The sequence below is a fragment of the Streptomyces sp. NBC_01257 genome (assembly GCF_035917255.1).
Classification (GTDB): Bacteria; Actinomycetota; Actinomycetes; order Streptomycetales; family Streptomycetaceae; genus Streptomyces.
In genome coordinates, this window is record NZ_CP108472.1 from 6,523,877 (window position 1) to 6,542,221 (window position 18,345).

Annotated in this window: 13 protein-coding genes and 6 tRNA genes; 14 read left to right on the forward strand and 5 right to left on the reverse strand. The window is 68.0% G+C overall.

All coding sequences use genetic code 11. The features are described 5' to 3' along the window. Window positions 1–340: 340 nt before the first annotated feature. The 4 genes from OG408_RS28525 to OG408_RS28540 form a co-directional block, all read right to left on the reverse strand. Window positions 341–922 (reverse strand): GTP-binding protein, encoded by a 582-nt coding sequence (locus OG408_RS28525; RefSeq protein ID WP_073738725.1) that lies wholly within the window; start codon window positions 920–922, stop codon window positions 341–343. Beyond that, entirely contained in the window at window positions 903–1,310 is a 408-nt protein-coding gene (locus tag OG408_RS28530; protein ID WP_073738726.1) for a DUF742 domain-containing protein, read from the reverse strand. Before OG408_RS28530 ends, OG408_RS28525 begins: the two co-directional genes overlap by 20 nt. Before the next feature lie 130 nt (window positions 1,311–1,440). Continuing rightward, entirely contained in the window at window positions 1,441–1,854 is a 414-nt protein-coding gene (locus tag OG408_RS28535) for a roadblock/LC7 domain-containing protein (protein WP_006127850.1), read from the reverse strand. Between the two features lie 9 nt (window positions 1,855–1,863). Beyond that, window positions 1,864–5,604: a nitrate- and nitrite sensing domain-containing protein gene (locus OG408_RS28540; RefSeq protein ID WP_326672732.1), complete on the reverse strand. Its 3,741-nt coding sequence runs from the start codon at window positions 5,602–5,604 to the stop codon at window positions 1,864–1,866. Between the two features lie 577 nt (window positions 5,605–6,181). Here OG408_RS28540 and OG408_RS28545 point away from each other — a divergent pair. From OG408_RS28545 to OG408_RS28605, 13 genes are all read left to right on the forward strand, one after another. Continuing rightward, window positions 6,182–6,373: a hypothetical protein gene (locus tag OG408_RS28545; RefSeq protein WP_285574523.1), complete on the forward strand. Its 192-nt coding sequence runs from the start codon at window positions 6,182–6,184 to the stop codon at window positions 6,371–6,373. Between the two features lie 246 nt (window positions 6,374–6,619). Continuing rightward, window positions 6,620–7,396 (forward strand): fumarylacetoacetate hydrolase family protein, encoded by a 777-nt coding sequence (locus tag OG408_RS28550; protein WP_266783324.1) that lies wholly within the window; start codon window positions 6,620–6,622, stop codon window positions 7,394–7,396. Beyond that, the gene (gltX, locus tag OG408_RS28555; protein ID WP_326672735.1) at window positions 7,389–8,870 is read left to right on the forward strand and encodes a glutamate--tRNA ligase; all 1,482 of its coding nucleotides are present in this window, start codon (window positions 7,389–7,391) and stop codon (window positions 8,868–8,870) included. The genes OG408_RS28550 and gltX overlap by 8 nt, the downstream gene beginning before the upstream one ends. Before the next feature lie 120 nt (window positions 8,871–8,990). Beyond that, a complete protein-coding gene (locus OG408_RS28560) occupies window positions 8,991–10,517 on the forward strand; it encodes a type I restriction-modification system subunit M (protein WP_326672737.1) in 1,527 nt (508 codons plus the stop codon). Next, the gene (locus tag OG408_RS28565; RefSeq protein WP_326672739.1) at window positions 10,514–11,692 is read left to right on the forward strand and encodes a hypothetical protein; all 1,179 of its coding nucleotides are present in this window, start codon (window positions 10,514–10,516) and stop codon (window positions 11,690–11,692) included. Before OG408_RS28560 ends, OG408_RS28565 begins: the two co-directional genes overlap by 4 nt. Window positions 11,693–11,835: 143 nt before the next feature. Further along, window positions 11,836–15,492, forward strand: coding sequence for a DEAD/DEAH box helicase family protein (locus tag OG408_RS28570; protein ID WP_326672741.1), 3,657 nt, complete (start codon window positions 11,836–11,838; stop codon window positions 15,490–15,492). An 18-nt stretch (window positions 15,493–15,510) separates the two neighbouring features. Continuing rightward, window positions 15,511–16,230: an HAD family hydrolase gene (locus OG408_RS28575; protein WP_266783328.1), complete on the forward strand. Its 720-nt coding sequence runs from the start codon at window positions 15,511–15,513 to the stop codon at window positions 16,228–16,230. 85 nt (window positions 16,231–16,315) lie between these two features. Further along, window positions 16,316–16,387: transfer RNA gene (locus tag OG408_RS28580), tRNA-Gln, on the forward strand. A gap of 35 nt (window positions 16,388–16,422) precedes the next feature. Then, window positions 16,423–16,495, forward strand: a tRNA-Glu gene (locus tag OG408_RS28585). Between the two features lie 60 nt (window positions 16,496–16,555). Beyond that, window positions 16,556–16,628: transfer RNA gene (locus tag OG408_RS28590), tRNA-Glu, on the forward strand. A 60-nt stretch (window positions 16,629–16,688) separates the two neighbouring features. Next, window positions 16,689–16,761, forward strand: a tRNA-Glu gene (locus OG408_RS28595). A 12-nt stretch (window positions 16,762–16,773) separates the two neighbouring features. Then, a tRNA-Gln gene (locus OG408_RS28600) sits at window positions 16,774–16,845 on the forward strand. Window positions 16,846–16,873: 28 nt separating this feature from the next. Further along, window positions 16,874–16,946, forward strand: a tRNA-Glu gene (locus OG408_RS28605). A gap of 104 nt (window positions 16,947–17,050) precedes the next feature. Here OG408_RS28605 and OG408_RS28610 read toward each other — a convergent pair. Beyond that, on the reverse strand, window positions 17,051–17,692 hold the full coding sequence (locus OG408_RS28610) for a MerR family transcriptional regulator (RefSeq protein ID WP_266783330.1): 642 nt from the start codon (window positions 17,690–17,692) through the stop codon (window positions 17,051–17,053). 90 nt (window positions 17,693–17,782) lie between these two features. Between OG408_RS28610 and OG408_RS28615 the strand changes: the two genes are divergently transcribed. Further along, window positions 17,783–18,280, forward strand: a complete 498-nt coding sequence (locus OG408_RS28615) for a DUF4188 domain-containing protein (RefSeq protein ID WP_266783332.1) — start codon at window positions 17,783–17,785, stop codon at window positions 18,278–18,280. The last annotated feature ends 65 nt before the right edge of the window (window positions 18,281–18,345 follow it).

Here is an 18,345-nt window from a genome sequence, read left to right on the forward strand (position 1 = left end):
AACAACCTCTCGGCGTCGGCACCTACGTTGTGCCGTGTTTGTTCAGGGCCGTACTACTCGGGAGTTCGTCGAATTGCAGCACGGCTACCGGCCGCCTTCCAAACAGTCGGAATGGGCGATTCCGAGTGGCGCAGACCTCAGATAAAACGGGCATAAAGAACGAGCCCCGCCAAAAGGCGGGGCTCATGTGAGCACAGTGGTACCGATCGTGTGCATCGGGTGCTGACCGTGGGGCAATTCTCTTTCGAAACGTTATGAATACGGGGGTGGATCGTGTCAAAGGACACAGTCCACCCCCGTGTGACTACTGTAATTGCCGTACGGCAATACCGACTTGTGCCTACTTGAGCCGCGCCATCAACGCGTGCTCCACCAGCGTGATCAGGCCGCTCTTGGCGTCACCGCGATGCCGGGCATCGGTGGTGATGATCGGGGTGTCGGGTCCGATCTGGAGGGCTTCGCGGACTTCGTCGGGGGTGTAGGGCTGGTGTCCGTCGAAGCCGTTGAGGGCGATGACGAACGGCAGTCCGCTGTTCTCGAAGTAGTCGACGGCGGGGAAGCAGTCGGCGAGGCGCCGGGTGTCGACCAGGACGACGGCGCCGATGGCGCCGCGTACGAGGTCGTCCCACATGAACCAGAAGCGGTCCTGTCCGGGCGTACCGAAGAGGTACAGGATCAGGTCCTGGTCCAGGGTGATGCGGCCGAAGTCCATGGCCACCGTCGTGGTGGTCTTGCCGCCGGTGTGCGTCAGGTCGTCGATGCCCGCGGAGGCGGACGTCATCACGGCTTCGGTACGCAGCGGATTGATCTCCGAAACGGCACCGACAAACGTGGTCTTACCCACGCCGAATCCGCCCGCCACCACGATCTTCGCCGACGTGGTGGCCCGGGCCGCACCGCCACTAGAGCTTGCGAAGTCCACTGAGCACCCTTTCGAGCAGTGTCACATCCGGCGCGCCGCCGGCCTCTCCATTGCCCGGCTGGTGGATGGCCACCATGCCGGCTTCCGCCAGGTCCGCGACGAGGATCCGGGCCACACCGAGCGGCATCGACAGCAGGGCCGACACCTCCGCCACCGACTTGACCTCACGGCAGAGGTGGCAGATCCGCTGGTGCTCGGGGAGCAGGGTCCCCAGGTGCGCGGGGTCGGCCGTGGTGCTGACCAGCGCCTCTATCGCTAGTTGGTAGCGCGGTCGGGTCCGGCCGCCGGTCATGGCGTACGGACGGACCAGCGGCTGGTCGCCTTCACCTTCGTACGACGCGTGGTTCAACGCGCCGTACGGATCGGGTGAGGCGGGTGGCGGGGTCATGAATCCTCCGGGCGTGACAGCAGGGTGTCGGCTTGCCGTCTGAAGGGGCCGGTGGGGGGCTGTAAGCGGCCGGACGGGCGAGTGATGAGTGCGGTCTTGCTAATCGTCTGTGTCACCGGTTCACGGCCGCCTAATGGAGCAGGCTGCCCTGGAGCTCGGCGCGGAGGTCCGGGGTGAGGACGGTTCCCGCCCGGTCCACCAGCAGCGCCATTTCGTACCCGACCAGACCGATGTCGGCGTCCGGATGGGCCAGCACGGCCAGCGAGGAGCCGTCCGAGATGGACATCAGGAAGAGGAACCCGCGTTCCATCTCCACCACGGTCTGGCTGACGGCGCCGCCCTCGAAGATCCGGGAGGCACCCGCGGTCAGCGAGGTCAGACCGGAGGCGACGGCCGCCAGCTGGTCGGCGCGGTCGCGCGGGAAACCTTCGGACATCGCCAGCAGCAGGCCGTCTGCGGAGACCACCACCGTGTGCGACACCCCGGGGGTGTTGTCCACGAAGTTGGTGATCAACCAGTTCAGATTCTGCGCGGCCTGACTCATCGGGCTCAACTAACGCTCCTGCTGGTGAGTGGGGCCGATAGGGAAACTGCCGGTCGACGGGCCGTTGTTGGCCTGACGTCCCTGCTGGATGCCCCGGCGGAGATTGGTCAGTCGCCCGCGCACATCATCGGGCGCACGCGACACCTGGGGACCGGACTGGTGGTTCTGCTGCTGGGCGGTGCCCGGCACCAGATTGGCACGCGGGACCCGGCGAGGCAGACCGGACGTGGTTATTCCGCCTGCTGCGGGCTTCTTCACCCGCTCCGCCTGCCGGACGAGTTCGTCGTTCGGCGAGGCGCGCCAGGAGCTTGTGACGCCGTTGGTGTCACCGGCACCGCGCTGCGGTGCGGCGGGAGCGGGACGCTCCTCGGCGGGCTGCTGGGGGAAGGCAGGTGCCTGCGGTGCGGCGGGCGGCTGCTGGCCACCCTGCTGCGGTCCGTGGAACCAGTTCGTCTCCAGCGTGTCGTACAGCGGGGTGCGGCCGTCACCCGGACCGGCCGGCGGCAGCTCGGACTGCGGCTGCTGCGGCTGCTGCGGCAGGGCGGGGCGGTACTCCCCGCCGGGGGCCGGCGCGACGGGCGGACGCGGAGCACCGAAGTCCCCGTTCTCACGGTCGCGCTGGCGCGGGGCGGGCTGCCCCTGCGCGGGCTGACCGAAGTCCGGGCGGGCGAACTGCGCGGTGCTCGCCGGGTCCGGCGCCTGCTGCTGCGGCACCGGCCGCTGCTGCGGCGGCGGCCCCGAGAAGTCCGGGCGGGCGAACTCGGCGGTGGAGCCGGGCCCCTGCTGGTTGTCCATCGGCTGACGCGGGCTGAGCGGCGGCGGGTTCAGCGGACGCTGGAACTGTCCGGTGGACTCGGGCTCCTCGTGACCGCGGGGCGCGTCGAGCGGGGAGCGCCGCGGTGCGGGCGGCTCCTCGTTCGAACCCCAGCTGGTGGTCTGCGGGCGCTGCGGCTGGGGGTTGCCACCGGGAAGCTCCGCACGCGGACCGCCGACCGGAGGCAGCTGCCGGCTGTTCTGGCCGGGCTGCTGGAAACCGCCCTGGCCGGGCTGCTGGAAACCGCCCTGGCCACCCTGGTTCTGGTTCTGCTGCTGGGGCTGCGGGGCCTGCCGTCCGGGACCGTTCTGCTCCGGGCGCTTCTGGTCGAACAGGCTCGGCTGACCCGAGTCCGTACGCCCGCCGTCACCCTGGCCGCGGGCACCCAGCCGGGCACCGCCGCCGAAGGCGCCGGAGAGGCCGCCGCCCTGACGCGGCGGCTCGGGGCGCGAGGCGTCCGGCTGCCGGCCCTGCGGACCGTCGGCCGGGAACCCGGGGCTCTGGAACGCGGAGTTCTGCTGGCCGTTCTGCTGACCCGGCTGACCGGGCTGGCCCTGCTGGTTCTGGGGCCGGCCGGCGCCGCCGTCGCGGGCCGGCAGGGCCGCCCGCGGACCGGAACCCGCACCGACCTGGCCACGCGTGGCACCGGGACCGGCGGCGAGCCGCCCGGCCGGGGCCGAGGACGCGCTGTCGAGACCGGGACGGGGCGCGTTGCCGCCGGCCAGGAGCCCGCCGGGGGCGGGGGTCTGCTGACCCGGGGCCTGCTTGGGGATCGGCTGCTTGCCGCCGTGCGCGACGTCGACCGGGAGCATGACCAGCGCGGTCGTGCCACCGGAGTCGGACGGGCGCAGCTGGATGCGGATGCCGTGACGCAGGGACAGCCGGCCGACCACGAACAGACCCATGCGGCGGGAGACCGAGACGTCCACGGTGGGCGGCGAGGCGAGCCGCTCGTTGATCGCCGCGAGGTCCTCGGGGGAGAGGCCGATGCCGGTGTCGTGGATCTCGACCAGCACCCGGCCGTCGGGCAGCGCGTGACCGGTGACCCGGACCTTCGTCTGCGGCGAGGAGAACGACGTGGCGTTCTCCAGCAGCTCGGCGAGGAGGTGCACGAGGTCGTTGACGACCCGGCCGGCGACCTCGGTCGCGGGCACCGCGGCCAGTTCGATGCGCTCGTACTGCTCCACCTCGGACGCGGCGGCACGGAGCACGTCGACCAGCGGCACCGGACGGGTCCACCGGCGGCCCGGCTCTTCGCCCGCGAGGACGAGGAGGTTCTCGCCGTTACGGCGCATACGGGTCGCGAGGTGGTCGAGCTTGAAGAGCGAGGACAGCTGGTCCGGGTCGGCCTCGCGCGACTCCAGCTCGGAGATGAGCGAGAGCTGACGCTGGATGAGACCCTGCGAACGGCGCGAGAGGTTGGTGAACATCGCGTTGACGTTGCCCCGGAGGAGGGCCTGCTCGGCGGCGAGACGAACGGCCTCGCGGTGCACGTCGTCGAAGGCCGCGGCCACCTTGCCGATCTCGTCACGGGAGTGCACACCGACCGACTCGACGGAGGTGTCCACATCCTGCGGGTCGGCCTCGGACAGCTGCTTGACGAGCTCGGGCAGCCGGTCCTGGGCGACGCGCGTGGCCGTGTCCTGCAGCCGGCGCAGCGAGCGGATCATGGACCGGGCGACGACGAAGGCGCCGACCAGCGAGACACCGAGCACGAGCAGGATCAGCGCACCGGAGATGATCGCCTCGCGCTGGGACTCGTCGCGCAGTTCGCGCGCCTTGCCCTCCATGTCGCTGAGGAGCGTCTCCTCGATCTGCTTCATGGCCTGGATCTTGGTGGAGTCCTGGTCGTACCAGTCCATGTACGAACGGCGGGCGCCGGGACCGGCCATGCCGTTCGCGTTGTCGAGCACCTTCTTGGCGTAGGTGTCGGCGGCCTTGATCTCGGGCTGGCCCTCGTCGAGCGTGGAGGTCAGCTCGTCGGCGCTCTTGCCCGTGGTGGTGTAGATCGCCTCGAAGGAGCGGCGGGCCGCGTCCTCCTTGCGCTGGGCCGCCAGACCGAACTGCTGGTCGTTGCGGTCGAGGTGGGGCTGCTTGTCGTTGCCGCCCGGCAGCGCGGCGGCGATGATCGCGCGCTGGACCGAGGCGTACTCCTTGGCGGAGGAGAAGGCCGCCAGGGCACGGGTCCGCTTGATCATCTCCGGGCTGCTGGTCGCCTGCGCCATGTCCTGGGAGAGGCTCAGCAGCGAGGTGATCAGCTGGCTGTAGGCGTCGACGGTCTGGAGACTCGGACTGTCCTTCGCGTACGCCTGCTTGCGGATGTCGCGGATGGAGCCGAGCTGCGAGGCGATCTGCTGGATGCTGGAGTGGATGCTCTCCAGCGCCTCGTCACCGGTGGTGTCACCGATGTCGTTCGTCGCGTTGAAGAACGCCTTCTTCGCACGGTCGGTCTTCTTCCGCGGCTCCGTGACCTTGAAGTCGTCCGCCGGCACGCCGTTGGACAGCGGTCCCGCCGACCGGTCGCGCTCCTCCTGGAGCGCCTGGGCCAGCGAGGTCGCCTGCTTCGTCATCCGGGTCAGCAGCTGCATGTGCTCCAGCTGCTGGATGTCGTTCATGGAGTCATTGATACGGAGACCACCCAGCGTGGTCGCGGCGACCACGGGGAGGGCGAGCAGGGAGACCAGGCGCGTGCTGATGCGCCAGTTGCGGAGAGCTACCCGGGAGCCGGTGTTGACCGGGCCCCGCGGCTTGAGCGCGGACACCGGATCGGACCCACCGCCCGTCGCCGGGCCGGGCCGCCGCTCGCGGTCGCTGTTGTCGCCGGCCGCGGCCGGTCCGGGGTTCTGGGCGTGCTGGGGCGAGGAACCGCGGTCGGTCCCGCCGCGCGGCTCCTGTTCCGCCGCAGCGCTGCCATCCCTCTTGAAACGTCCCTGCACTAGCGTCGCAACCTCTGGACCAGGCGTTCTTCCGTCATGGACGGATGAACGGTGTCGGCGTCGTGGGGCGTTGTACCGCCCCATGGTGGTCGTGAGTGACCGGCGCTCTTCCCCTTCCCGCCGCCACTCGGCGCTGCGTTGCGCCCCTGCGCGCCGGCTTGAAACCCGCGGCGGTGCGTGGAATTCCAGCACAGTGGCGGATCTCCAACAAGGGCCAGGTACCGGGCTGTGACCTGCGTGACACGTTGTGATGGAGGGGTAACAAGCCGTGGAGACCCTTCCCTGACATAACGGACGATCACGGGTGAATCAGATGGGGGTGGAGGGTGTCCCAGTCGACATGATCAGGAGCGGAATGGTGGATTCAGGGATGCAATGACCGTTTCGTCCACCCACGCGAGCCGCCCGAATTGGAGTAATTGTCGGCTGCTTCGTGAGCAAACTCACATGATGATCGCCGTCTCTTCACGACCTTCGGAGGGAATTGGATGTTTAGCCTGACGCTTTACAGGGATGGCAGAACCGACAACCGGCGCCCCCGCGAGTGGCGCCCCTACCGACAGGGTCCGTACGGCAGATGAAGACGACGATGATGTTCCGCAACATTGCCAACCCCCGGCGCACCACGCTGGCGCACCTCAAGGACGCCGAAGCGCTGCGGACGCCGGAGCAGCCGGAGCACGCAGTCGCCCTGCCGACGCAGACGGCCAACCCGCGCCGCACCATCCTCATGACGGCCCCCGCGGCCGTCACCGCCGCCGCGGAGTAATCCGCGCAGCGTCACCCCTCACCCGCGCCAGCGCCTCGCCCGGCGAGGTTTGCCCCGTCGCGCCGCCCGGCACACGCGCTCGCGGCGTTGCCGAAACGCCCACGTGGCTCCGCCACGAGGACGCTCCGGCGCCTTGCGATCGCACGCACCGGACGGCGCTCCTAACGGGGCAAACCTCGCCGGGCGAGGCGCTAGCCTGGAGCATCAGTCTTCAGCCACCCAGCAAGTGAGGGGCGACAGCTTCCCGTGCGCATCGCCAGGTTCTCCATCGACGGCAATGTCGCCTTCGGCGCCGTCGAGGGCGACGGGCCCGATGGTCTCGTCCTCGACATCATCAAGGGCATCCCGTACGCCGACTTCGAGCTCTCCGGGACCAAGGTCCCGCTGAGCAAGGTCCGGCTGCTGCCGCCCGTGCTACCCAACAAGGTCGTGGCCATCGGCCGCAACTACGCGGAGCACGCCGCGGAACTCGGCAACGAGGTCCCCGACGTCCCGGTCGCCTTCTTCAAGCCCACCACCTCGGTGATCGGCTCCGGCGACGCCATCGAGTACCCCTCCTTCTCCGAAGAGGTGCACCACGAGGCCGAGCTGGCCGTGGTCATCGGCCGGATGTGCCGCGAAGTGCCGCGGGAGCGGGTCAAGGACGTCATCTTCGGCTACACCTGCGCCAACGACGTGACCGCCCGCGACGCGCAGAAGCGCGAGAAGCAGTGGGCCCGGGCCAAGGGTTTCGACACCTCGTGCCCGCTCGGCCCCTGGGTGGAGACCGACCTCGACCCCGCCGACCTCGCCATCCAGGCCACGGTCAACGGCGAGCAACGGCAACTCGGCCGGACGAGCGAAATGATCCGCTCGATCGAGGACCTGGTCGTCCACATCACGGAAGCCATGACGCTGCTCCCGGGCGATGTGATCCTCACCGGTACTCCCGCAGGGGTCGGACCCCTCCATGTCGGCGACGAGGTCGCCGTCACCATCGAAGGCATCGGCACTCTCACCAACAAGGTGATCAAGCGTGGCTAACACCGACGTACGCGTACGTTTCTGTCCCTCCCCGACCGGCAACCCCCACGTGGGCCTGGTCCGGACAGCCCTCTTCAACTGGGCCTTCGCCCGCCACCACCAGGGCACCCTGGTCTTCCGCATCGAGGACACCGACGCGGCGCGCGACTCCGAGGAGTCGTACGAGCAGCTCCTCGGCGCGATGCGCTGGCTCGGCCTCGACTGGGACGAGGGCCCCGAGACCGGCGGCCCGCACGCCCCGTACCGCCAGTCGCAGCGCATGGACCTCTACAAGGACGTCGCCGAGAAGCTCCTCGCCGCCGGCCACGCGTACCCCTGCTACTGCACCACCGAGGAGCTCGACGCCCGCCGCGACGCCGCCCGCGCCGCAGGCAAGGCGTCCGGGTACGACGGCCACTGCCGCGACCTGGGCGCGGAGCAGAAGGCGGCGTACGAGGCCGAGGGCCGCACCTCCATCGTCCGCTTCCGGATGCCCGACGAGGCCATCACCTTCACCGACCTGGTCCGCGGCGACATCACCGTCCAGCCGGAGAACGTGCCGGACTACGGCATCGTCCGCGCCAACGGCGCCCCGCTCTACACGCTGGTCAACCCGGTCGACGACGCGCTGATGGAGATCACCCACGTCCTGCGCGGCGAGGACCTGCTCTCCTCCACCCCGCGCCAGATCGCGCTGTACCGGGCGCTGATCGAGCTGGGCATCGCCAAGCAGACCCCCGCGTTCGGCCACCTGCCGTACGTCATGGGCGAGGGCAACAAGAAGCTCTCCAAGCGCGACCCGCAGGCCTCGCTCAACCTCTACCGCGAGCGCGGCTTCCTGCCGGAGGGGCTGCTCAACTACCTCTCGCTGCTCGGCTGGTCGATCGCCGAGGACCGCGACATCTTCGACATCGACGAGATGGTCGCCGCGTTCGACATCAAGGACGTCAACGCCAACCCGGCCCGCTTCGACCTCAAGAAGTGCGAGCACGTCAACGCCGAGCACATCCGCCGGCTCGACGTGAAGACCTTCACCGAGGCCTGCGGCCCGTGGCTGAAGGCGCCGTTCGCCCCCTGGGCCCCGGAGGCCTTCGACGCGGACCTGTTCGCGGCGATCGCCCCGCACGCCCAGACGCGCGTCACGGTCCTCTCCGAGATCACGGCCAACGTCGACTTCCTCTTCCTCGACGAGCCGGCGACCGACGAGGCGTCCTGGGCCAAGGCCATGAAGGAGGGCTCCGACGCCCTGCTCGTCACGGCCCGCGCCAAGCTGGCCGACGCCGAGTGGAACGCGGACGCCCTGAAGACCGCCGTCCTCACCGCCGGTGAGGAGCACGGCCTCAAGCTCGGCAAGGCCCAGGCCCCGGTCCGCGTCGCCGTCACCGGCCGCACGATCGGCCTGCCGCTCTTCGAGTCCCTGGAGATCCTCGGCCGCGAGAAGACGCTGGCCCGGGTGGACGCGGCACTGGCGAAGCTGGCGGCGCAGCGGTCATAGGTACGCCGTAGGCCGGGCTGCCCAGTGGGTGGCCCGGCCTACGGCGTTACGCGAGCGGGCAGTACGCGTAGCCAGAACGGACTGGCCCCTGTTGTCAGTGGGTGGAAGTAAGCTCGCAAGGTGATTACCGGTGATCTGAAGAGCAAGGTGGGGCGTGTCTGGGACGCGTTCTGGTCGGGTGGCATCTCCAATCCGCTGGAGGTGATGGAGCAGATCACCTACCTGCTCTTCATCAAGCGGCTGGACGAGCTCCAGACGGTCAGGGATCGCAGGGCGAACGCCACGGGCACACCTGACCCCGACCCGTTCTTCGACACGGACCAGCAGGACCTGCGCTGGCAGAACTTCAAGGTCCGCGACCCCGAGATCATGTACGGGCTCGTCGCCGAAGGCGTCTTCCCGTACCTGCGCCGTATGGGCGGGGACGACTCGACGTACTCGCACCACATGAAGGACGCCCGCTTCACCATCCCGAACGCGAACCTCCTCGCGAAGGTCGTCGACCTCCTCGACGACCTCGGCATGGACAAGAGCGACACCAAGGGCGACATCTACGAGTACCTGCTCGCCAAGATCGCCTCAGCCGGTCAGAACGGCCAGTTCCGCACGCCTCGGCACATCATCGACCTGATGGTCGAGATGACTCAGCCCGGACCCGGGGATGAGATCTGTGACCCGGCCTGCGGCACGGCGGGCTTTCTGGTGCAGACGTCGTCGTACGTCAAGCGCACCCATCGGGAAGCGTTGCTCGGGAGGGAACAGCGCAAGCACTTCAACGAGTCGATGTTCCACGGCTTCGACTTCGATTCCACGATGCTCCGCATCGGCTCGATGAACATGCTGCTCCACGGCGTGGAGAACCCGGACATCCGCTACCGTGACTCCCTCGCGGAGTCGGCGGCCGGCGAGTCCGAGAAGTACTCCCTGATCCTCGCCAATCCGCCCTTCGCGGGCAGCCTGGACTACGAGTCGACGGCGAAGGACCTCCAGTCGATCGTCAGGACCAGGAAGACGGAACTTCTCTTCCTCGCCCTGTTCCTCCGGCTCCTCAAGCCCGGTGGCCGCGCGGCGGTCATCGTTCCCGACGGTGTCCTCTTCGGTGCCTCGAAGGCTCACAGGGAACTCCGCCGCATGCTGGTCGAGGAGCAGCGACTCCAAGCGGTGGTCAAACTCCCGAGCGGCGTCTTCAAGCCGTACGCCGGAGTCTCGACGGCCATCCTCTTCTTCACCCGCACCGACAGTGGCGGCACGGACGACGTCTGGTTCTACGACGTCAAGGCCGATGGGCTGTCTCTGGACGACAAGCGCAACGAACTCCTTCCCGAGGGCCGTCTCGGCGTCCGCCCGACACCTGCGGACATGCCTCTGACCGCGGATGAGCACGAGAAGAACAACCTTCCGGACGTCCTGACCCGTTGGTTCAAGCGAGACACCTCGGAACGCGACCGTGCGAGGACCGAACAGAGTTTCTGTGTCCCCAAGGCGGACATTGCCGCCCAGGGATACGACCTGTCGCTGAACCGCTACAAGGAAATCATCCACGAGGAGATCAAGACCCGGTCCCCCCTCGAAATTCTCGCCGACCTCGAACATTTGGACGCCGAGATCACCAAGGGGACGGATGAGCTCAAGGGGATGATTTCGTGACGGATTATTCGATGCTGCGCCTCAAGGAGGTAATGGTTTCCCGTGGAGGAACCATCGACCCGTCCCGATTCGCGGATGAGAGGTTCACTCTTTACAGCATTCCGGCATTCGACCGGGGAACGCCGGACAGCGTACTCGGGGCGGAGATCGGGTCATCGAAGCAAGTAGTGAGCCCTGGGGATGTTCTTCTCTCGAAGATTGTTCCCCATATTCGACGTGCCTGGGTAGTGAGTGATGGGCATGCGGACAGGGTGATCGCTTCCGGGGAGTGGATCGTGTTCCGCGGGGAGAAGCTCCATCCCCCGTACCTCAGGCAGATTCTCCTGAGTGATCCGTTTCATCGCCGGTTCATGGAAACGGTGGCGGGAGTCGGCGGTTCGCTGATGCGGGCGCGCCCGGCTCACGTGGCCGATATCTCGGTTCCGTTCCCCCCGCTAGCGGAGCAGCGTCGCCTTGCCGTGGTCCTGGACCAGGTGGACACCCTCCGAGGCAAGCGCCGCGAGGCCATCGCGCTCCTCGACGATCTCGCCCAGGCCATTTTCCTGGACATGTTCGACCCCGAAGACACGGGCACTCCGGTTGTCAGCATCGATGAACTGTGTTCGCTGGTGGTTGACTGCGTGAACCGGACCGCCCCGGTCGTTGACAGGGCGACTCCCTTCAAGATGATTCGCACGACCAACGTGAAGAACGGGCGAGTCGACCTCCGTGTCACCCGATATGTGGAGGAAGACGTATTCCGGCGCTGGAACAGACGGGCTACGCCTCGCCGGGGTGACGTACTGCTGACCAGAGAAGCCCCGGTGGGGGAGGTCGGCGTTCTCGCCACGGATGATCACGTATTCCTGGGCCAGCGCCTCATGCTCTACAGGGTGGATCCCGATCGTGCCACGCCTGAGTACTTGTCGGCGGCACTTAGAAGCCCGTACCTGAAGGGGCAATACGAGCGAAGCGGTTCCGGGAGCACGGTGAAGCACCTGTCTCTGCCCACTTGCCGAAGTCTGAGGGTGCCCGCACCGGATGTTTCCGCACAGCGGCAGTTCGCGGCAAGGATCGCAAAACTCGACGAGTTGAAAGCTGATCACAACCGTCACCTAGTCGCCCTGGACGAGCTATTCGGGTCTCTCCAGCAGCGTGCCTTCGCCGGCCGGCTCCGGAATCATGAAGCCGCGTAACCCGTAACGCCGTACACGAACCACCGCATCACCACGCCGACCGCGCCCGGTCTGGGGAGACCCGGGATGCGGTCGGTGCTGCCGCATCACGTAGCTCACGGCCGCGTACAGCGACCGGCACAGGGGAGAGGGGCGCCACAGCGATGGCCAGCAACCGAGGGAACGACGGCAACCGAGGGCACGACGGCTTCGGCGACAGCAGTGGCAAGGCGGAACGGCCCAAGCCGGGGCCGCGCCCCACCCCCGGCCCCCCGACGCCGCGCCCATCCCCCGACGATGCCGCCGCCCACCACATCACCCGCCCCGCGGGAAACTTCGCCTTCCTCCGTGCCGAATGGCCCGCCCTCCACGAGGAAGCCACCCGCGCCGAGCGCTTCGTGTACACCGACCCCAGGGCCGCCTGCTTCTACGCCCGTCGGGCGATCGAGCTGGCCGTGCACTGGATGTACGACAAGGACACCTCGCTCCGGGCCCCGTACAAGATGGACCTCAACGCGATGCTCCACGAGCCGTCGTTCCGGACGCTCGTCGGGCCCGCCGTGAACGCGAAGATGGACATCATCCGCCGCCAGGGCAACCACGCGGTCCACAAGCAGACCCCCGTGCCTTCGCAGACCGCCGTCGCGAGCCTGCGCGAGCTGTTCCACTCGCTCTACTGGTTCGCCCGCACCTACACGGGCCAGGCCCACGACCTCCCCACCGCGGGCATGGAGTTCGACTCCACCGCCATCCCGCGCCCGCTCTCTCCCGAGGCACGTCTCAAGAAGCAGGCGGAGCTGCGCAAGCAGGCGGATGAGGACCAGAACCACTACCAGCAACAGGCGGACGAGCTCGGCAAGGCCCGTGCCGCGAGTGAAGACCTCGCAGCGCAGCTTGCCGAACTCCGGGCCCAGGTCGCCGCGGCCAAGGCCGCGAACCAGAGGGTTCAGGACACCCACGACTACGACGAGCGTGCCACCCGGAACACGTTCATAGACCTCCTTCTCAAGGAGGCCGGCTGGGATCTGGCGGGCACCGGGGCCGATCCGGCGGGCAAGTACACCGTCGAGCGCAGAGTTACCGGCATGCAGACCGTCTCCGGCAACGGTGCCGTTGACTACGTCCTGTGGGGCGCCGACGGCAAGCCCCTCGCCGTCGTCGAGGCCAAGCGCACCCGCCGCGACCCCCGCGACGGCCAGCAGCAGGCCAAGCTGTACGCGGACGCCCTCGAAGCCGAGTTCAACCGCCGCCCGGTGATCTTCTACACCAACGGCTACGAGATCCACCTCTGGGACGACGGCCTGCGCTACCCGCCCCGCCGGATCCAGGGCTTTCTTACTCATGACCAGCTCCACTGGCATGTACGGCAGCGCGCGGGCCGCCTCTCGCTGACCACGACCCCGGTCAACGAGCAGATCGCCGGCCGCCCCTACCAGCTGCGTGCCATCAAGCGCGTCGGTGAGACGTACGAACGCGACCGCCAGCGTCAGGCCCTCCTCGTCATGGCGACCGGCACCGGCAAGACCCGTACCACCGTGGCCCTCGTCGACCAGCTGAAGAAGGCCGGCTGGGCTCAGCGCGTGCTGTTCCTCGCCGACCGCGAAGCCCTCGTCATCCAGACGATGAAGGCGTTCAAGGAGCACCTTCCTAATACCCCCGTCGCCAGTCTCCTGGATGACAAGTCCGCGTCGGCGCACGTCTTCGTCTCCACCTACCAGACGATGATGAAGCAGATCGACGTAACGGACAGCACGGGCCGCCGCCGCTTCGGTCCCGGGTACTTCGACCTCGTCGTCATCGACGAGGCCCACCGTTCCGTCTATGCGAAGTACGGTGCGATCTTCCGCTATTTCGACTCGCTCCTCCTCGGTCTGACCGCCACCCCGAAGGACGAGATCGACCGCAACACGTACAAGCTGTTCCAGCTGGAGGACGGCGTCCCCACTGATTCCTACGGTCTGAACGAGGCGGTCGGGGAGGGATACCTCGTGCCGCCGAAGGCCGTGAAGGTGTCGCTGAAGTTCATGGAGCACGGCATCCGCTACGAGGAGCTCTCCGAGGAGGAGAAGGCCGAGTGGGATGCCAAGGAGTGGTCGGAGGACGGTGACAAGCCCGACGCCGTCAGCCGTCACGAGATGAACAGATTCCTGTTCAACGATGACACCGTCGACAAGATGCTGGAAGTCCTGGTCACCCAGGGCCACCGGGTCGAGGGCGGTGACCGCCTCGGCAAGACGATCATCTTCGCGAAGAACAACGAGCACGCCCGGTTCATCGAGGCCCGGTACAACGCCAACTATCCCAAGGGCGCCGGCCACCAGGCGCGCGTGATCACGTACAAGGAGACCTACCGCCAGTCCCTGATCGAGGACTTCTCCGCAGCGCGCAAGGAACCCGACATCGCGATCTCCGTCGACATGCTGGACACGGGCATCGACGTGCCGGAGGTCGTCAACCTGGTCTTTGCCAAGCCGGTCTTCTCCAAGACCAAGTTCTGGCAGATGATCGGCCGCGGCACCCGGCTGCGCCCGGCCCTGTTCGGGCCGGACGAGACGAACCCCGATCACGCCAAGCAGAACTTCCGCGTCTTCGACTTCTGCGGCAACATCGACTTTTTCAACAGCGACCTCGATGGAGTCGAAGCCCGTCAGGCGCCCGCCCTCACAGAGCGCCTGCTCGGTCTGCAACTAGACCTGCTGCGCAGCCTCGACCGCCGGGACCAGCCGGACCCGGCCCGAGACGGCGGCCCCGACGCCATCGCGACCGAGCCGTCGGTCAGGTGGGCCCTGGCTCATCGCCTGCACGCCACCGTGGCCGGGATGAACCTGGACAACTTCCTCGTCCGGCCGCACCGCCGTGACATCGAGACGTTCGCCGACTTCCGGACCTGGCACCGCATCGACGAAGACGCCGAACACACGGTCCGCGAGAAGCTGCTCCACCTGCCCAGCGATCACGAACCGGACCCGGACGAGACGCGCGAGGAAGCCAAGCGCTTCGACCTCATCGCCTTCCGTCTCCAGCTCGCGGCGCTGGACGGCGGCAAGGAGTACGCCAAGCTGCGCCAGAAGGTCCGCGAGCTCGTGGAGAACTTGCTCGGGAAGACCAACATCCCGGCCGTCTGCGAGCAGCGGGAGCTGCTGGAGGCGGCAGCGGGCGAGGAGTGGTGGCAGGGCGTCACGCTGCCGATGCTCGAAGACCTGCGCAGGCGGCTGCGAGGGCTGGCCAAGCTGGTGGACCCCAAGGCCAAGCGGAAGATCGTCTACACCGATTTCGAGGACGAGTTCGGCGAGATCTCCGAGGCGGATATCAAGGACATGCCGACGGGCACGGACGAGCAGAGGTTCCGCCAGAAGGCCCGCGCCTATCTGCTGCGTCACGAGGACCAGCCGGCCGTACACAAGCTGCGTCACAACGAGCAGATCACCGAAGACGACCTGGCCGGTCTGGAGGAGATCTTTCTTGCCGAAGCAGTAGCCTCGCCCGAGGATTTGGACGAGGTGCGGGCCACGGGAGGTCTTGGCCTGTTCGTCCGTGCTCTGTGCGGACTGGACCGGCAGGCCGCACAGCGGGCGTTCGAGGGTTTCATCGCAGGGAAGCAGCTGAGCGCAGCGCAGCTGGACTTCGTCTCACTCACGGTCGACGTGGTCACCAAGCGCGGTGTGCTCGACCTCGGCGATCTGTACGAAGTAGGCAGCCCGTTCCACGACCGGGCGCCCGGCGGGCCGGATGATCTGTTCTCCCTGGAGGAAATCGACGACCTGAAGATCGTCTTCATCGGCCTGCACAGCACGGCAAAGCCCACCATGCTGGCCGCGTAGGCGCCTACGCTGGTGTGCATGCCGATCAGGGCCGTCCTCTGGGACATCGACGACACGCTCTTCGACTACACGAGCGCCGCCGCCGCCGGAATGACCCGGCACCTCGCGGCGGAGGGCCTGCCCGGGGGGTACGCATCGGCGGACGAGGCCCTCGACGCCTGGCAGCGGCTCACCCGGGAGCACTGGGCGCGGTTCGCCGCCGGTGAGACCGACTGGCAGGGCCAGCGCCGGGACCGGGCCAGGGACTTCCTCGGCCGCCCGCTGGACGACGCCGAGGCGGATGCCTGGTTCGACCGGCACATCGCCCACTACGAAGCGTCCTGGGCACTCTTCCCGGACACCGTTCCCGTGCTCGACGCCCTGGCCGGGACCCACCGGCACGGCGTGCTGTCCAATTCCGCCCTCGAACAGCAGCACCACAAACTGACCGTGCTCGGTGTGCGCGACCGCTTCGAGACCCTCCTGTGCGCTGCGGAGCTGGGCATCTCCAAGCCCGCCCCCGAGGCCTTCCACGCCGCCTGCGAGGCGCTGGACCTGCCGCCCGCGGAGGTCGTGTACGTGGGGGACGAACCCGACATCGACGCCCGGGGTGCGGTGTCCGCCGGTCTCGCGGGTGTCTGGCTCGACCGCCGCGGCCGGGGCGGACGGCCCGAACTCGTCCGGATCACGGCCCTCGACCAGCTTCCCGGCCTGCTGGCGGGCAATACCCGTTTTGGAGCGCCGGACACCTTCAGGTAATGTTCTTCCTGCGCCGCCCGAGCGGGACGAAAGATCCGGACGGGAAGTGCAGACAGGAACAAGGCCCCGAGGGGTTGCGTTTCAGTGGGCTATGGTGTAATTGGCAACACTACGGTTTCTGGTACCGTCATTCTAGGTTCGAGTCCTGGTAGCCCAGCGCAAGACAGCAAGACCAGCAAGTTGCAGGAACAAGCCCCCGTTGTGTAGCGGCCTAGCACGCTGCCCTCTCACGGCAGTAGCGCCGGTTCGAATCCGGTCGGGGGTACAGATCCTTCCCGCGAGAACATCTGGGTCGCACCCACGTTCTTGATGCAGGATCGCTAGGGCCCCCGTTGTGTAGCGGCCTAGCACGCTGCCCTCTCACGGCAGTAGCGCCGGTTCGAATCCGGTCGGGGGTACAGATCCTTCCCGCGAGAACATCTGGGTCGCACCCACGTTCTTGATGCAGGATCGCTAGGGCCCCCGTTGTGTAGCGGCCTAGCACGCTGCCCTCTCACGGCAGTAGCGCCGGTTCGAATCCGGTCGGGGGTACTTGTAACACCATGGGCTATGGTGTAATTGGCAACACTACGGTTTCTGGTACCGTCATTCTAGGTTCGAGTCCTGGTAGCCCAGCGCAAGACCAGCAAGTCGCAGTATCCAAGCCCCCGTTGTGTAGCGGCCTAGCACGCTGCCCTCTCACGGCAGTAGCGCCGGTTCAAATCCGGTCGGGGGTACAACAGAGCATCAGGCGAAGGCCCTTCACTCCGGTGAGGGGCCTTCTGCTGTGTGTGCGCGGGGCGTTGGGACCCGGGCGGCCGCCTGAGTCCGCGCGCCGCGCTCACAGGCCGTACCGCCTGGCCGACTCCTCCTCCTGGGCCAGCCGTCGCAGGGCGGTGAGCACCGGTTCGTACAGCACCGCGGAGGCGACCGCCATCTCCACCTGTTCCGACTGTGTGGGGTACGTCTCCATCATGTCCAGGTCGCGGGCCGCCGCCTCGTGCATGAGGCGGGCGTGGTCCGCCAGATAGTCGTCCCGGAACGGGTAGCCGAGCCGGATCAGGGTCGCCAGGGACGCCACCAGCGACCGGTGGGAGGGGGAGAGGGGGCCGATCTCCCGGGCGGTCGTCCAGCCCAGCCGGTCCAGCAGGCGGTCCACCTCCGCGGTGGCGGCCGCCGTCTCCGGCGCCTCCGGGTCCGCGTCCGGGCCGTGCGGCAGCGACCAGAGGGCCGCGCCCAGCCGGATCGTCCGGCCGAGGGACTCGTCGTCGGCGTGGCTCAGCACCTCCCGGGCCGTGGCCACCGGGAGCCGGCCCACCTGGAGGAGGGCCCGGACCAGTCGCAGCCGGCGCACATGGCTCTCGTCGTACTCGGCCTGCGTCGCGCTCACCCGCTGCCCCGGCGCCAACAGCCCCTCGCGCAGGTAGTACTTGATCGTCGCCGTGCTGACGCCGCTCTGCTCGCTCAGTTCCGAGAGTCGCATTCCGCCCCTTCCCTTGCGCCGCCCGCCGGGCGGTGCCACGATCCAACCATTGGATAGTTCCACTCTCCAACAAGGTGCCAGGGGGCCCGCATGTTTGCGAAACCGATTCCGGGACGGACGACCGCCGCGGCCGAGGGTGATGTGGTGGTCCTGCTGATCGGCATGCGCATCAACCACTTCCGGGGAGTGCACCACTGGCTTCCCGTGCTTCTCGCGATGCCGCGCATGCTCCGGGAGTTGAGGCGGGACAGGAGCAGGGGCCTGCTCGGCTGCACCCTGCTGTCCGGGTCGCCCAGGACCTACTACGTCGTCCAGTACTGGGAGTCGAAGGAGAAGCTGTACGCGTACGCCGCCGCGCCCGACATGTTCCACCGCAGGGCGTGGGCGATGATCAACCGCAAGGAGAAGAAGTCCCGGCAGCACGTGGGGCTGTGGCACGAGACCTATGTGGTGCCCGAGGGCGGCTACGAGTCCATCTACGCCGACATGCCGTTGTACGGACTGGCCGCGGCGACCGGTTCGCTGCCGATCGAGGGGCGGGGCCGCCGTGCGGCGGACCGTTTCGCACATCGCTCGTCGGCCGGGTGAGGCCCTGAGGGGCGGGCGCGGAGGGGCCGGAGAAGGAGAAGGGGCCGCCACGACGCTGGGGCGGC